Annotated in this window: 15 protein-coding genes and 1 pseudogene; 6 read left to right on the top strand and 10 right to left on the bottom strand. The window is 63.7% G+C overall.

Translation table 11 applies throughout. The annotated features are described in order from the left end of the window. The first annotated feature begins 82 nt into the window (after positions 1 to 82). The 3 genes from TS85_RS23245 to trmB all read left to right on the top strand — a co-directional run bounded on the left by TS85_RS23245 (position 83) and on the right by trmB (position 2502). A complete protein-coding gene (locus TS85_RS23245; protein WP_227698596.1) occupies positions 83 to 904 on the top strand; it encodes an EAL domain-containing protein in 822 nt (273 codons plus the stop codon). A 74-nt stretch (positions 905 to 978) separates the two neighbouring features. After that, the gene (locus tag TS85_RS23240; protein ID WP_044335444.1) at positions 979 to 1785 is read left to right on the top strand and encodes an EAL domain-containing protein; all 807 of its coding nucleotides are present in this window, start codon (positions 979 to 981) and stop codon (positions 1783 to 1785) included. Positions 1786 to 1821: 36 nt separating this feature from the next. Next, positions 1822 to 2502 (top strand): tRNA (guanosine(46)-N7)-methyltransferase TrmB, encoded by a 681-nt coding sequence (trmB, locus tag TS85_RS23235; protein WP_044335442.1) that lies wholly within the window; start codon positions 1822 to 1824, stop codon positions 2500 to 2502. A gap of 94 nt (positions 2503 to 2596) precedes the next feature. Here the strand turns inward: trmB and TS85_RS24955 are convergent. The 6 genes and pseudogenes from TS85_RS24955 to TS85_RS25705 form a co-directional block, all read right to left on the bottom strand. Next, positions 2597 to 2707: pseudogene (locus TS85_RS24955) on the bottom strand (IS66 family transposase zinc-finger binding domain-containing protein); the annotation flags it as partial. A gap of 80 nt (positions 2708 to 2787) precedes the next feature. Continuing rightward, positions 2788 to 3729: a VOC family protein gene (locus TS85_RS23230; RefSeq protein WP_155006539.1), complete on the bottom strand. Its 942-nt coding sequence runs from the start codon at positions 3727 to 3729 to the stop codon at positions 2788 to 2790. After that, on the bottom strand, positions 3722 to 5530 hold the full coding sequence (locus tag TS85_RS23225) for a hydantoinase B/oxoprolinase family protein (RefSeq protein ID WP_044336897.1): 1809 nt from the start codon (positions 5528 to 5530) through the stop codon (positions 3722 to 3724). Before TS85_RS23225 ends, TS85_RS23230 begins: the two co-directional genes overlap by 8 nt. Positions 5531 to 5540: 10 nt before the next feature. Continuing rightward, positions 5541 to 7595, bottom strand: coding sequence for a hydantoinase/oxoprolinase family protein (locus TS85_RS23220; RefSeq protein WP_044335437.1), 2055 nt, complete (start codon positions 7593 to 7595; stop codon positions 5541 to 5543). 4 nt (positions 7596 to 7599) lie between these two features. Then, on the bottom strand, positions 7600 to 8910 hold the full coding sequence (hisD, locus tag TS85_RS23215) for a histidinol dehydrogenase (protein ID WP_044335435.1): 1311 nt from the start codon (positions 8908 to 8910) through the stop codon (positions 7600 to 7602). A 69-nt stretch (positions 8911 to 8979) separates the two neighbouring features. Next, positions 8980 to 9147, bottom strand: coding sequence for a hypothetical protein (locus TS85_RS25705; RefSeq protein ID WP_155006538.1), 168 nt, complete (start codon positions 9145 to 9147; stop codon positions 8980 to 8982). Between TS85_RS25705 and TS85_RS23210 the strand changes: the two genes are divergently transcribed. Continuing rightward, positions 9139 to 10029, top strand: coding sequence for an isocitrate lyase/PEP mutase family protein (locus tag TS85_RS23210; protein ID WP_044336895.1), 891 nt, complete (start codon positions 9139 to 9141; stop codon positions 10027 to 10029). The two genes, TS85_RS25705 and TS85_RS23210, sit on opposite strands and share 9 nt — an antisense overlap. Positions 10030 to 10042: 13 nt before the next feature. After that, on the top strand, positions 10043 to 10972 hold the full coding sequence (locus TS85_RS23205; protein WP_044335434.1) for a 3-hydroxyacyl-CoA dehydrogenase NAD-binding domain-containing protein: 930 nt from the start codon (positions 10043 to 10045) through the stop codon (positions 10970 to 10972). A 6-nt stretch (positions 10973 to 10978) separates the two neighbouring features. Here the strand turns inward: TS85_RS23205 and TS85_RS23200 are convergent, their stop codons facing one another. From TS85_RS23200 to TS85_RS23185, 4 genes are all read right to left on the bottom strand, one after another. Continuing rightward, on the bottom strand, positions 10979 to 11725 hold the full coding sequence (locus TS85_RS23200) for an SDR family NAD(P)-dependent oxidoreductase (protein ID WP_052508077.1): 747 nt from the start codon (positions 11723 to 11725) through the stop codon (positions 10979 to 10981). Between the two features lie 24 nt (positions 11726 to 11749). Beyond that, the gene (locus TS85_RS23195) at positions 11750 to 12427 is read right to left on the bottom strand and encodes a hypothetical protein (RefSeq protein ID WP_044335433.1); all 678 of its coding nucleotides are present in this window, start codon (positions 12425 to 12427) and stop codon (positions 11750 to 11752) included. A gap of 34 nt (positions 12428 to 12461) precedes the next feature. Then, the gene (locus tag TS85_RS23190; protein ID WP_162184760.1) at positions 12462 to 13769 is read right to left on the bottom strand and encodes an MFS transporter; all 1308 of its coding nucleotides are present in this window, start codon (positions 13767 to 13769) and stop codon (positions 12462 to 12464) included. Between the two features lie 121 nt (positions 13770 to 13890). Next, positions 13891 to 14190: a hypothetical protein gene (locus TS85_RS23185; protein ID WP_044335429.1), complete on the bottom strand. Its 300-nt coding sequence runs from the start codon at positions 14188 to 14190 to the stop codon at positions 13891 to 13893. 265 nt (positions 14191 to 14455) lie between these two features. Between TS85_RS23185 and TS85_RS23180 the strand changes: the two genes are divergently transcribed. Beyond that, on the top strand, positions 14456 to 15478 hold the full coding sequence (locus TS85_RS23180; protein ID WP_044335427.1) for a LacI family DNA-binding transcriptional regulator: 1023 nt from the start codon (positions 14456 to 14458) through the stop codon (positions 15476 to 15478). The last annotated feature ends 20 nt before the right edge of the window (positions 15479 to 15498 follow it).

Below are 15498 nucleotides of genomic sequence, written 5' to 3'. Positions count from 1 at the left end.
GAAGCCGCGCGCAAGGAATCGCTTACCAAAGCCGCGTCGCGCCCGCGACCGCGCTATAGGAGATAAGAGGTAGGAGGATAGCGTGGATCACCAGCCCCGCGGCGCCGCGCGCGCCGAACAGGATTTCGACGTCGCGATGGCGTTTCAGCCGATCCTCGACGCGCACACCGGCATGGCCTTCGCCTATGAGGCGCTGGTGCGCGGACGCCGGGGCGAAAGCGCCGCCGAAATGCTGGGCCGCGTCACCCCGGCGACGCGCTATACCTTCGACCAGCAATGCCGCGTCGCCGCGATCGAACAGGCGGTGGCCGCCGGGATCATCGCGACCGGCGCGCGGCTATCGATCAACTTCATGCCCGACACCGTCGACGACCCCGTCGCCGACAGCCAGCGCACGCTGCGCGCCGCACGCGAGACCGGCTTTCCGCCCGACCGGCTGATCTTCGAGTTCAGCGACCAGGATCGTCTGGACGGCACTCGGATGGCGCGGGTGACCGAGGCATATCGCCGGATGGGAATGGCCACTGCGTTCGACGATTTCGGCGCGGGTGCCGACGGCGTGCGGCTCTTGTCGCGCTTCACCCCCGACGCGATCAAGCTCGATCCCGCGCTCGTGCGCGGCCTGTGCGGCAGCTGGTCGCGGCGGCTGGCGGTGGAGAATATCGTCCAGCTCGCGACGGGCCTCGGGATCACCGTCATCGCCGAGGGCGTCGAGACGCGCGCAGAATATGAAAAGCTGTGCGCGATCGGCGTGCGCTATCTCCAGGGCTATTTCATCGCGCGCCCGCAACGGGGGATTCTGGTGCGCCCCGAATTGCCCCTGCCGGCGCTGGCCGATCGGGTTTCGACTCGGCCCCGCGCGCATGGTTCCGTTGCGAATACAGGAGAATCCCGAGTGGGATGAACCCAGCGCGGCAACCCCCTGACTGTCCCGATACGGGGTTAACCCCTTATTCGGATTTCGAAAGGGGATTTCGAATGTCTGCATCTCTCGATCTGCAACCGCTGCTCGCGCTGACGTTCCAACCCGTGATCGACTGCGGATCGCAGCAGACCTTTGCGTGGCATGCCGTCGCCACCGCGCGCTCGGGACGCAGCTTCTGCGCAACCGCCGCGGCACTCGCGCCCGAACAGCGCCCCGCGCTGGAGGCTGCGCGGATCGCGCTGTCGGTCGAGACCGCGGTCCGGGCAGGCCTGCGCGACGGCGACGCGTTCCTCGCAATCCGCGTCGACGCGCCGGCGGGGATGGCAGAGGCGCTTCTGAGCCATTTGTTCCGCGTCGCGCTGGCGTGGCGCTTCCCGATCGAGCGGATCATCGTCTCGATCGATGTCGACGAGCGCGGCGACCCCGGCTGCGCCGCCGCGCTGGCCCAGGCCTCCACCCGGCGCGGCATCGCGATCGCGCTCGACGAATTCGCCGCCGGACCGATCGCGCTCCGCCTGCTCGGGCGCTTCTCGCCGGCATTCGTGACGCTGGCACCTGCGCTGGTGCGAAACATTGCCGCCAGCCCGTCACGCCGCCCGATCGCCGAGGGCATATTGCGGCTGGCGCGCGGGATGGACGTGATCGTCGCGGCGCGCGGAGTCGCGTCGGCGCAGGACTATCGCGTGCTCGACACGATCGGGGTGCGCCATTTCCAGCTCGACGGCGCCAGCCAGCCACCCACATCGGCGTCACGCCCCGACGCCCGCACCGCCCCGCCACCCTACCGGCGACCGGCACGCCAGCCGCGCGCCGCGCCGTCGCGTCCGGTCGCCGCCGCCGGGCTGGCAATCGCCATCTAGCTTGCGCCGCGCGACAGGCGCGCTAACAGCCGCGTCGTGAACGATCCCACCACCATCCGCCGCCTCTATGGCCGTCGCCAGGGGCACAAGCTGCGCGCCGGCCAGTCCAATCTGGTCGAGGACCTGCTCCCCCAGGTGAGTGTCCCCGAATCCGGCCCGCTCGATTCGCAGCTGCTGTTCGGCGACGACCGTCCGCTCGAATTCGAAATCGGCTTCGGCGCCGGCGAGCATCTGGCCGGCCAGGCGGCGATGCGCCCCGATCATGGTTTTATCGGATGCGAGCCCTTCCTGAACGGCGTCGTCGGCGCGCTCAACCATATCCGCGACGATGCGCTGTCGAACGTCCGGCTGCACATGGGCGACGCGCTGACCGCGCTCGAGCGCGTCCCCGACGCCAGCCTGGAGCGCGTCTATCTGTTGCACCCCGATCCGTGGCGAAAGGCGCGCCACGCCAAGCGCCGGATGGTCAACCCCGGCCCGCTCGACATGATCGCCGCCAAGCTCAAGCCCGGCGGTGAATTCCGGCTGGGCACCGACGACGTGACCTATTGCCGCTGGTCGATGATGGTGATGAACACGCGCCGCGATTTCGAATGGCTGGCAGCGTCCGCGACCGACTTCCTGACCCGCCCGGACGACTGGCCGGAGACGCGCTACGAACGCAAGGGCCGGCGGCAGGGGCATGAGGTCTGGTACTTCCGCTACCGGCGGATTTGAGCAATTTTCCGATTTCGCGATATGGGTATTTTTCAGGTAGTTACCCACGCCGCGACCGCCGATCCCATCCGGCGGCTTCCGAAGCGGCGATTGCCGGGCGATTCCCTTTATCACAGTTCCGGCAGGAGAATGTCTCGCGCACGGTCTGGATCACCCTCCAGGCGCGCGGAACCAGTTCTAGCGCCTCGGTGACATCCGCACCCAGCGTGGTTTCATTGTCGCGGTCGACGAGGCGGCATCGCCCGGACTCTCCTTGCGACGCAAGCGCGCGCGCAAAAAGATGCGCTATATCTGGACCGCCTGGTACCAACCGCCATTGGGCGCCGGACATGTCGCGACCAGCACATCACCGAACCCCGGCACATAGGTCGAGACGGGTTGGGTGCCTGCCCGATCGGCAATCACCTTCGCATCTCTGACGCGCAGTGTGGCACCCAGCAGCCCTCGGGCCGGTGGGGCTGCAATATCGATCAGCGATGTTTGACTCCCGGCCACCATGCCATAGTCGATGATGCCGAAATAGGGCTCGGTCGTGGTGATACCGACGTTCCAGGCGCGGAGCTTGATAGCATTGTCCGTTCCGACGAGGTCCCGGAAACTATCGTCGTCAAGGCCATAGCGATGGATGACTTTCAGACCAAAGACCGTTTCAAAGAACTGAAGCGTCGCGCCATGGTCCTGTACAGGGCCCGATATGCTCTGTGGCTCGCTGACGATACGATCGCGAACGGTGGCAAAGGATTCATAGAAAGCCGGATCGCCGGAGATGAGCGCGCAGACGACACCGTCCGGCCCCCACAGATGCATTTCTCGAAACCGGCCCTCCGCGGTGTCATATTCTGCAACTTCCGACTTGAACCGGAAGCCCGCCGCCTCGATCCTGTCGCGCGCGACATCAAGGTCGGGCGCATAGAAATCGATGACCTTCAGCGCGTCGCAGTCGGAACCGCGCGACGGCTGGCGGATCTGCACATCCGATCCCGGGTCGAATCGCAGCAATCGGACACCAAAGGGGAAGCCGGGGGTCTCCAACGTGATCTCGCGGAGAGCCTGCCCGGTGGTTCCCCATAGCGCCGTCGTCTCGTCCGCCGAACGCGAGATTCGGCCGACTTCCTCCATCCCCAGCGCCTGAAACAGCGCCAGATGCCGGTCGAGATCGCTCGACGAGATGATCGGCCCGTGGATGTTCACGACCTGCGGATCGGGCTGGGCGGTCATGTCAGGCAACGACATTCTTCTTGGCCACGCGATCGTCCCGCCGGGCAATTACCGCGTCCAGATTGCCGAAATTGAAGCGCTCGGGTTCGCCGCGCTCTGCCGCCGCCTGTGCCCGCAACGCCGTCGTCGCCGCATCGTCGACCTTGCCGTTATCGATGACGACTCCATAGCTATCGCGCGCCTGCTCGACCGACATCAGCCCGTGGCGGACATCGGCGGCAACCCGCTCGACCGGACGTTGCAGCGGGTCTCCCCAGCCGCCCGATCCTGCGGTGCGAAACAGGACGCGGTCGCCCTTGCGAACATCGAGATTGTCGATTTTCGAGGGGATGCGTTCCGCCTCGCTCTGGCCCTTTCGCAAGATCCATTTGCTGGACGTTCCGCCCGCAAGCCCGCCATTGATGCCCCAGGGCGGCACCGTCTCGCGGTCGTCGTGGATTGAGACCTTCCCGTCTTCCAGCAGAACATAGACTTTCTCGATGCCGCACCCGCCGCGATGCAGGCCGGGACCACCGCTGTCGCGGATCGGGCGATAGCTTTCGACCCGGACGGGAAAGTAATTCTCCAGATATTCGATCGGCGTCGCAGTGAACAGCGGCCACCAGGCATGACCGTCAAGGCCATCCCCGCGCGGCCGCCCCGGCACGCCGCCGAACAGTAGCTCCATGACCTGGAACCAATTTCCGTCGCCGTCATGTCCGGTAAAAATGAAGTGCGGGCTGGTACCATAGCCCGCCGCCATCGACAGGTGCGGCGCACGCTGGCCGAGCGCGCCCGCCTGGCAGTCGAAAAAGCGCGTGTGCGTATTGAGGCGATTTCCCAACGCTGCCGGAAACCGCGGGTTGAGCAGGCTGCCTTCCGGCAGGACCACTTCGAACAGATCGTAAAACCCTTCGTTGAAGAGGATCTCCGGATCGAACGCCATGATCATGTAGACGCCGAAGAACAATTTGCAGAGTCCTTCGTGGATCAGGAAGTTGATCGGCCCGTCGGCCTGATCGTCGGTACCGGTCCAATCGAACACGGCGACATTGTCGCGGCGATAAATCGACAGAGTCATCCGGAACGGCCCGTTGCCCCGACCGTCGTCATCGACATAGTCGGTAAAGGACACCGGCTCCTCGGGAATGAACTTGAAGATCAATTCCTGCATGGCGCTCCGCGTCCGGTCGAGCAACGCGTCGCATGCCTGCATATAGGTCGGGCGCCCAAAGCGATCGCATAGCTCCTGGACGCGCGTCGCCGCCGCGCGGCAACCGGCGACGAGCGCCGACAGGTCCGAACGGTTCATGTCAGGCGTCCGGCTGTTGTTCAGCATGATCGCCAGAACGCCTTCGTTCAGCACGCCTTTGTCGTACAGCTTCACGGGCGGGATGCGCAGGCCTTCTTCCCAGATCGTCGCCGCATCGAACGGCATCGATCCCGGGACCTTGCCGCCGACATCGACCATATGACCGAAGATGGATGAGAAGCCGACCAAAATGCCTTGATGGAAGATCGGCATCATCACGCACCAGTCATTATTGTGCGAGACCGACCCCTTGCAGGCATAGGGATCGTTCCAGACGTACATATCCCCTTCGGCAAGCGTGCTGCCATATTGTTCGAGAACGCCGGGAATATAGGATCCGAACTGCCCCACGACCATGCGTCCGCGCGCGTCGCAGATCATCGGATATTCGTCGTGCTGCTCGCGGATAACCGGCGAAAGCGAAATGCGCCCGACCACCATATCCATCTCTGCGCGCGCACTTTTCAGTGCATTCTCGATGATGTCGAGCGTGATCGGATCGAGCGATTTGATTGCCATGACGTCCACCTCAGTTCTTCTCGGTCGGCCAGATCAGGATATTGCGATGGTCATCGATTTCCGCCCAGTGGTTGGGCAGAAGCACCGTCGTCGTGTCATATTGGCGGACGATCGCGGGACCCTGAATGCGCATTCCCGGATCAAGCTTTTCGCGATCATAATTGGGCGTGTCGACCCACGTGTCGCCGAAATAGCCCGGACGATATTCGATCAATGCGTCCTCGATCGTGCCTCCCGAAGGCGCCTTTTCCTCGACCGCTACCGGTTCGGTCACGCCGGTCGCCGTCAATCGCAGCGCGACAAGCTCGACCGGAACCTCGAAACGAACGCCATAGGTGCGTTCATGCTTCTCATGGAAAGCGGCCAGCGCAACCGACAGATCGCCGGACAGGGCGGCATCCTGCGCGATCGGCACCTCGACCTCGAAGCCTTGCTGTTCGTAGCGCAGATCGAGCGTGAAGTGCAGCCGCCGGTCGACCTGGGCGATGTCCTGGCTGTCCAGCCAGTCCTTCGCCTTGGCCGTCAGCGCACCGAACCGGTCGCGAAGATTGGCCGGGTCGATCCGATCGGCCCTGTGGATGAAGGTCTGGACGAACTCGTTCTTGAACTCCGACTGCACGAAACCCAGCGCCGACAGAACGCCCGGGTTGGTGGGCACGACAACCGGATAGCAACCCAGCACCGCCGCCATGGCATTGGCGTGCAGCGGTCCGGCACCGCCAAAGGCGACAATGCCAAAGTCGCGCGGATCGAGCCCGCGCTGAACCGTGATGACACGAAGCGCGCCCAGCATCACTTCGTTCGCGATGGCGAGCATACCCTTGGCCGCATCGTCGATCGACAGACCAAGCGGGTCGGCGATCGCCCGTCCGATCGCGGTGCGCGCTGCGTCGATATCCAGCGCCATGTCGCCGCCGACCAGCTTGGGCGGCAGATAGCCCAGCACGGCATTGGCATCGCTGACCGTCGGCTCGGTGCCGCCGCGGCTATAGCATACCGGCCCTGGCTGCGCTCCGGCGCTGCGCGGGCCGACGCGAAGCGACCCTGTCAGCGGCGAAACATCGGCGATCGATCCACCGCCCGCGCCAACGCTGCGAACTTCCAGCGTCGGCACCTTGGCGGGGAAATAGCCGACCTCGGTCGAACGCGAAATCGTCGCCTTGCCGTCCATGATGACCGCGACGTCGGTCGACGTGCCACCCATATCGAATGCCAGCAGGCGTTCGCGTCCGGTCGCCTGCGCCAACACGACCGTGCTCGTCACCCCGCCGGCAGGGCCCGACAGTACGGTATGTACAGGTCGTTCCGACGCCGCTTCCGCGCTCATCAGGCCACCGTCGGATCGCACGATATGCAGGTGGCTGTTGATGCCCTCCTGCTTCAGGCGATTCTCGATCCGCGACAGATAGCGGCGCATGATGGGCCGGACATAATCGTTCATCACCGTGGTGATCGCGCGGTCATATTCGCGAAACTCGGGCAGGATGTCCGACGACAGCGAGACCGGCAGATCGGGATAATGCGCCTCGACGATCGCCTTCAGCGCCTGCTCATGGGCCGGATTGGCATAGCTGTGCATCAGGCAGATGCTGAGCGCCTCGATCCCGGAACCGCAAAGGGCGTGGATCGTCTGCGTCGCCTGTTCGACGTCCAGCGCTTCGATGACCTCGCCCCGCATATCCAGGCGCTCCCGGATTGCCCCGGTATCATCCAGCGAGGCCAGCGGCGCCGGCTTGTCCATGATGATCCAGCCGAACAGCGGACCCGGCGTCCAGGACTTGGCCAAGTGCAGCGTATATTCGAAGCCCTCGGTCACCAGCAGGCCGACGCGTGCGCCTTTGCCTTCGAGGATCGCGTTGGTCGCAACGGTCGTGCCGTGCAGAATAACGTCGATTTCCTGCGGCTTGATCTTCGCGATATCGCAGATCAACCGGATCCCGTTCAGGATGCCGATCGATTGATCTTCCGGGGTCGAAGGGGTTTTCGCACGGAACGTCCGACCCCGCTTGTCATCATGCAAAAGGAGGTCCGTGAAGGTTCCTCCGACGTCGATACCCAGTCTCATGCCCTCACCCTTCAACAGAAGCTGCGTTCTCGGTGGCGACCTTGCCGTACCGCCTGATGCGAAGGTCGGCCTGCTCCTTGTGGCCGGCGAACCCTTCGAGCGCGCAAAGGCGCGAACAATATTCGCCGATCTCGACAGAGGCCGCATCGGTTTCGATGCGCTGATAGGTGCAGGTCTTGATGAACTTGCCCACCCACAGGCCGCCGGTATAGCGCGCGGCCCGGCGCGTGGGCAGCGTGTGGTTGGTCCCGATCACCTTGTCGCCATAGGAGACGTTGGTGCGGTGACCGAGGAACAGCGCGCCATAGTTGGTCATGCGGTCCAGAAAATATTGCGGTTCGGCGGTCAATACCTGGACGTGCTCGGACGCGATACGATCGGCTTCGGCGACCATTTCGTCGAGCGTGTCGCACAGGATGATCTCGCCATAATCCGCCCAGGCGCGGCCGGCGATGTCGCGCGTCTCCAGCCTGGCGAGCTGACGATCGATCTCCGCCTGAATGCCGCCGGCCAGCGCCGGCGAATTGGTAAGGAGAATGGCCGGCGAGTCCGGCCCATGCTCCGCCTGGCCCAACAGGTCGGCGGCGGCCATCTCGGCGTCACAACTGTCGTCCGCGATGATCAGCGTTTCGGTAGGCCCGGCGAGAAGGTCGATGCCGACCTGGCCGAATACCTGCCGCTTCGCTTCCATCACGAAGGCGTTACCCGGGCCGACGATCATGTCGACCGGCGCAATGCTCTGGGTGCCCAGCGCCATGGCACCGATCGCCTGCACGCCGCCAAGGCTGTAGATTTCATCCGCACCGGCGAGATATAGCGCCGCGACGATCGCCGGGTGCACCTCCCCCTGAAAGGCAGGCGCCGATGCGATGACGCGCTTCACCCCGGCCACACGCGCGGTGACGACGCCCATATGCGCCGACGCGACCAGCGGATATTTCCCGCCCGGGATATAGCAGCCGACGCTGTTCATCGGCAGGTTGCGATGGCCGAGGAATACACCGGGCCGCGATTCCACTTCGATGTCGTTCAGCGACGCGAGCTGGCGCTCGGCGAAATTGCGGATCTGTTCCTGGGCAAACCGGATGTCGTTGAGAACCGAGGCCGGCATCCGCTTGACGCAGGCCGCGATCTCGTCCTCCGACAGGCGGAAGCTCTCCGGCGACCAGCGATCGAAACGCTCGGAGTAGACGCGAAGGGCGTCATCCCCCTCGCTGCGGATATGGTCGAGAATGCCCGACACTGTTTCGCTGACTTCCCGCGAACGGTCCACGGCCCCCTGAACAGACCGCTGCTTGAGATAGCGTACGGGCATTGCTGTCGGCTCCAAACTTTTCCATATACAAAATGACTACGCATTCATAACCACGCCACCGCGATACAATCAAGCCTTGATGTCGAAGAAATTTTTGGCGAAAACGCCTGCTTCCTCGGGATAATTTCCTGTCCACGGCTTGGAATGACCGCATAAACATACGCCGTCATGGATGTCGCCGATTCGGCCATCCTGACGGGCGCGAACGGCATGAATGGAGAAGAGATAATGGCCCATGCGAAACTGAAGCGGATGCTGGAGTCGGGTGAATTCTTCTACGCGCCTGGCGCGCAGGACATGATCGCGGCCACCGTGGCGTCGCGGCACGGCTTCGACGCCCTGTACGCCAGCGGCTACTGGTTGACGGCGTCCGCCTATGGCCTGCCCGATGCCGGGATCGTCAGCTATACCCAGATGCTCGACCGAGTCAGCCTGCTGGCGCGCCAGGCGGGCGACACGCCTGTGATCGCCGATGCCGACACGGGTTATGGCGGCCTGCTCAACGTCGACCACACGGTGCGCGGCTACGAAGCCGCCGGTGTCACCGCGATCCAGCTCGAAGATCAGGAATTCCCCAAAAAATGCGGTCACACGCCGTTCAAGCGCGTGGTTCCTGCCGATGTTATGGCAACGAAGATCCGCGTCGCGGTCGAAGCCCGAAATGATCCCAATTTCCTGGTCATCGCCCGGACGGATGCGCTGCAACCCGAAGGGTTCGAAGCCGCTCTCGCCCGCGCCGAGCTTTACGGGCAAGCGGGCGCCGACATCGTCTTCGTCGAGGCGATGACCGAGCGCGATCAGATGCAGGAGGCCTGCCGCCGGATCACGAAACCGGTGATCGCCAATATGGCGAGCGGCGGCCAGACTCCGATCCTGTCGATTTCGGAACTCAAGGAAATCGGCTTTGCCTGTGCGATTTTCCCCGCCCTGTCGTCGCTGGCCGCCGCCGCGGCAATGGACAAGGCATATGCCGTGCTCAAGGCCGAAGGCATTGCGACCTCCCCCGACGTGCCGCTATTCGATTTCGGGCAGTTTTCCCGGATGATCGGTTTCGAAGAGGTCTGGGCTTTCGAACGCAAATGGGCGGACGCACAGCCCTCCGACGACAATGCAACCTGACCTGAAAAACGGCATGGCGCCCCCGATCGCCTGTGTGGGGAGCGGCCTCGTCGGTCGCTCCTGGGCCATCGTGTTTGCGCGCGCGGGGTACCGGGTGCAGATCTGGGACAGCGTTTCCTCAGCACTCGACAAGACGTTACCCGCGCTGTGCGCCACGCTGAACGAACTGGAAAAGGCTGGCGCGATTGCCTCGGCGTCCGAGATTGCCGGGCGGATCACGCTGGCGGACAGCCTTGCCGACGCGATTGCCGACTCCTGCCATGTCCAGGAGAGCGTCAGCGAGCGGCTGGAGATCAAGAGGGCACTGTTCGCGGAGATGGACGACATCGCTCCGGCCCGCGCGACGCTTGGCAGTTCGACATCGGCTATTCCGGGATCCGCCTACATGACCGGGCTTGCAGGCAGTCGCCGCTGCCTGGTCGTCCATCCGGTGAACCCACCCCATCTGATCCCGCTGGTCGAACTTTGCCCGACGCAGGAAACCGACGCGGAAACCGTCGATCGCGTCGCGGCGCTGATGCGCGAAGTCGGCCAGAAGCCGATAATTCTGGCCCGGGAAATCGAGGGATTCGCTCTGAACCGGTTGCAATGGGCGTTGCTCTGCGAGGCCATGCACCTGATCGGCGAAGGCTATTGCACCCCGCAGGATATCGACGCGGTGATGACCCACGGGCTGGCAAGGCGCTGGGCGCACCTCGGACCGCTTGCCGTCGGCCACCTCAACGCCGCGACGGGATTCCAGGGATATTTCGACGGCCTGGGCGAAGCCATCGGCCGCGTGCGCGCCACGCTGAGGACCGACTATATACCCTCGACCGAAACCGTCGCCAAAACGCACGCCGCGATGGATGCGACGATGCCGGTGTCCGACCTGCCCCGGTATCAGGCAAAGCGCGATCGCGCGATCCTCGCGCTCGATCGCCTGCTGCGGGACCCGGGCTGACGGACGCTATTGCGCGGTCCAGCCGCCATCGACAACCAGGCTGTGCCCCGTCACCATGCGCGCTGCATCGGAGACAAGGTACAGCAGCGCACCGGTCACATCGTCGACCGTGCCGACGCGCCCGAGCGGGATATTATTTTGCACCATGGCCGCGAACGCGGGATTTTCGAACATGGGCCGGGTCATCGGCGTTTCGATGAAGGTCGGGGCGATCGCATTCACCCGGATCCCCTGCGGCGCCAATTCGACCGCCATCGCCTTTGTCAGCCCCTCGATGGCATGTTTGGTCATGCAATATACGGTTCGGTTCGGCGATCCGACATGACCCATCTGGGACGACATGTTGATGACCACGCCGTGCGGCTGTGCCGCCTTCAGCATCACCCGCACCGCCGCCTGCGCGGTCTGGAATGCCGCCGTGACATTGAGCGACACCAGCTTGGCGAGGGTTTCCGGATCGACATCGACAAACGGCATGGGCGCATTCGTGCCCGCATTGTTGACGAGGATATGCAGCGCCGGCATCGCTTCGATTCTGCGCAGAAAGTCCGCATCGCGAACATCGATCACCCATGGCTCGACCCGAGCGCCGAAGCGGTCCCGCAACTGTTCGAGGTCGCCGGCGGTGCGGGCGACCGCGATCACCTCCGCCCCCGCCGCGACAAGGCTTTCCACACAGGCCCGGCCAATCCCCTTCCCGGCCCCGGTCACCAGCGCCACGCGGCCTTCCAGAGAAAATAAGGGCAGCATCATCCTACTCCTGCAGCTTAACCGCACTCATCCTATCTTGGCCACGCCGACAAAGGCAGCGGCCAGAACGAACGCCCATAAAAGCAGGACTATCCGCTTCGACTGGCGCATTGCCTCGCCCAGTTGGGCTTCGGTTTCGTCGGTGCCCCGCCCGTCGAGAATCGCCGTCAGCGCACGCCCGAACGGCTTGCCCAATAACCGCAGCCCAATTCCGCAAAAGATTGCGCAGGCAAAGAAGATCATCTTCAACGCCAGCCAGCTCGCGCCTTGTGCAACCGGCCCAACGCCGACGAAGGACGCGGCGCCGGCCAGCAGGAAACCGCTCGCCACCGACAACCGCACGACCCAGTCCAGCTTCACCAGCCATCCCGTCACCCCGCCATAAAGCCGCACAACTGCCAAAAGCCACAGGAGACCGAGGATCCAGGCAAGCGCGAGGAGAATATCGAGGCTCGCCCCGCCCAGATCGAGAAGCCCGAGATTGGCGGCAAGGCTGAGCCCGACGGGGACCATCAGCACCAGGCAGAGTCGCGGCAGAAGGTCGATCCAATGGACGATCGCCATCGCGGTGCGGCGCGCTTCGAGCGAGCGTGACGGATCGAGGACATAGCGGATGCCATAAAAGACGCCGATGTCCGACCCGAGCCAGTAGACGAACAGCAGCAGATGCGCGAACAGCAGGAATATATGGGGCGTGAGCATCATCGTCTCTCTAATCTACAGGACCCTGCAGGACTTCCTAAAAATCCCTGATTTCCAGGTCTTCGGACACGCCGGGCATCCACAGCACGGCCAGACCGCTGATGAACAGAAGCGGGGTCACGCACAGGCTGATCGCCCATTGCCAACCGACTTCCCCGACCAGCATCGCGACGACAACCGGCAGCACCGCAAAGCCGAGGCTGACCGACGCCGACGCGCAGGCCGCACCGGTCGCGCGCATCCGCGTGGGAAACTGCTCCAGGACGAAGGTGGTGAGGATCGCCGACGTGCCGAAGGAGAAAATCGCCATGATCCCAAAGGCAATGACGTCCTCAATCGGCTTGCTCGGCAACCAGACGAACGCGATCAGCGACGCTGCGCCAAGCCAGGACCAGATCACGATCGTCAGCCGCCGCGACAGGAAGAATTCGCCCACCACCGACGCGCTTAGATAGCCGAAAATGCCGATCCCGTAAGAGATGCCGACAACATGGGCGGCGACTGAGGCATCATATCCGCGCACATTGTGCAGGAAGGCGGGCATGTAGAAAGCCAGCCCGGCATAGGCACCGCCCTTGGCGAAAAACGCCAATATGCACAGAAGCGTCAACGTCCGGAAACGCGGGGAAAAAAGATCGCCAAGCTGCGCTTTCATCGGCCGGCGGTTGACCGCGCTGGCTTTGACCAGCGCAAAGCCGGGCGTCTCAGGGACAAACCGGAAGATGATTGCGGCGATCACCGGCACGGCCAGGCTGACCATGAACACCGCTCTCCATCCGAAGGTCGCGAGCAGCGGCGCCACGAGCATCGAGGCGAGGAACCAGCCTAGCGGAAAGCCGATTTGCAGAAAGCCGACCATGAGCGCGCGGATACGCGGCGGCGACGTTTCGGTGACGTAGGAATTGGTGATCGGCGACAGGCCGGCGCTGATCGCAGCGCCGCCGGAGCGGGCGGCGGCCAGGCCAAAAACACTCCCGGCGAATCCCTGCAACGCATAGAAAACAGCCGACAAGCCAAAGCAGCTTGCCAACATGATGCGTCGGCCGAAACGATCGGTCAGCAACCCGCTGAGGAGAGCGCCGAAGATCGCCGCGCCAAAGCCCAGCGAAATGACCAGGCCTATCGTCTTTATCGAGATGCCAAGATCTTCGACCATCGCCGGCATGGCATAGCCGAACATCGACTGTTCCAGATTGACGACGGTCCACACGCACAGACAGATCAGAAAGGTCCGAAGCGGCACACCCTTAAGGTCGCGGAAAGCCGACGCCACCTCGGACCAGTCAACGGGGCCGCTCTTGTTGCGCAGCGGAGACTCTTTGCGCCGTGCCAGTCGATCCGTCATCCCCGACATCCCTTTTGGAGCATCGTCCCGGTGACGCGGGACATCCCGACGCGCGCCCGGTCGCACGGCTCTGCATCGTCATCAGCGAAAAGGGCATGACCAGCGCGGTCGCCCGAGCCGCTCAACCGGCGGTGCTTGCCTGCTCAACGCTGCTGTACAGCCGGTCGAGCAGAAGGTCCGACCACGCGTCCTGCGCCTTCAGCGCCTCTTCGCCGGGCTCATACGCGTCCAGCGCCTCCTGGCTGGTGACCCCCGCCGCGACCAGGACGCGTTCCAGTCGATCGATGCGATTATAGGCGACGGCCAGTTCGGTCGACAGTTCGAGAATCATGGCCAGCAGATGCTCCATGCCTTCGTCATTGAAGAATTGCGGCCGCTTCCCCTTGGAGTGGCGCGGAAGGCTGATCGGTTTCGAACCCATGTATCCAACTCTCTAATCTTCAAAGGGCGGAACGGAACGCGCAGAATGGGCCCGCCCTCCAAAACCTGGCGCGTCTCTGTCCGGTCCGACGGTCAGCAGGCCGAATCCAGGCACAAAATGACTACGCATGTAATGCCCGCGGATCTCCTCCCAAGTCAACCCGCCCGCGACGCCCCGTAGGGAAACTCTGGAAATTTCGGGTAAAGCCTCTTAAAGATGCTCCCGAACAGCGCCGGTTTTTGCATAGGAATGCATTGAACTGGCAATGGAAATTGGGGTTATGATGCGGTTTACATCCAACGACGTCGCCAGGCTGGCCGGCGTATCGCAATCCACCGTTTCGCGGGCCTTCAAAGGCGACACCAGCATGTCGCCCAAAACGCGCGACAAGGTGATGGCCGCTGCGCAGAAACTCAGCTACGTGCCCAATTCCTTCGCCCGGAATCTCACGACCCAGAAATCCGACATCGTCGCGATCGTGATCGGCGATCTCAAGAACAGCTTTTACACCGAATCGCTCGCCCTGTTCAGCCGCGAGCTTCGGGGGCGCGGCAAGCACCTCCTGCTGTTCAGCGTGGATGCCGTGACCGAGACCGACAGCGCGGTACGCGAGATTCTGGAATATCAGGTCGACGGCATCATCCTGACCGCCGCCGATGCGTCGATGACGACCGCGGAAATCTGCATCAACCGCCGGATCCCGGTGGCGACCTTCAATCGGTATGTTCCCGGCACGCGCGTGAACAGCATATGCTGCGACAATGTCGGCGGCGGCGAAACCATCACCGACCGCCTGATCGAGGCGGGCGCGCGAAGCTTCGTCGTCGTTTACGGCGAAAAGGAAGCCACGACGAACCGCGACCGGCTCACGGGTTTCGAGAGGGCGCTGAAGCGCGCGGGTATCCCGAAGAAGAACACCCGCCTGCTGCGAGGCGATTATTCCTATGACGGCGCCTTCAACGCGGTCGCGAAATGCTTCGCCGCCGGCCATCGTGCAGACGCAGTCCTCTGCCTGAACGACGTCATGGCGATGGGCGCGATCGATGCGCTGCGGTACGAGATCGGGCTGGACATCCCCGGCGAGGTGATGGTCGCCGGATTCGACGATATCCCCGAAGCGGCGCGGCCCGCCTATAGCCTCACGACCATAAGACAACCTATTGAAACCATGGTCAACGACACGCTTGACCTCCTGGGTCTGGGGGAAAGGAAGACTCCGAGCACCGAGGTCGTCCGGACTATTCCGGGGACGTTGATCGAGCGCAGCACCGTGCGGCCGCGCCGCTGACGCGCGGACCTTCGATCCGC

Source organism: Sphingomonas hengshuiensis, assembly GCF_000935025.1.
GTDB classification, from domain to species: Bacteria; Pseudomonadota; Alphaproteobacteria; order Sphingomonadales; family Sphingomonadaceae; genus Sphingomonas; species Sphingomonas hengshuiensis.
This window is presented reverse-complemented; position numbering and strand designations above follow the sequence as displayed.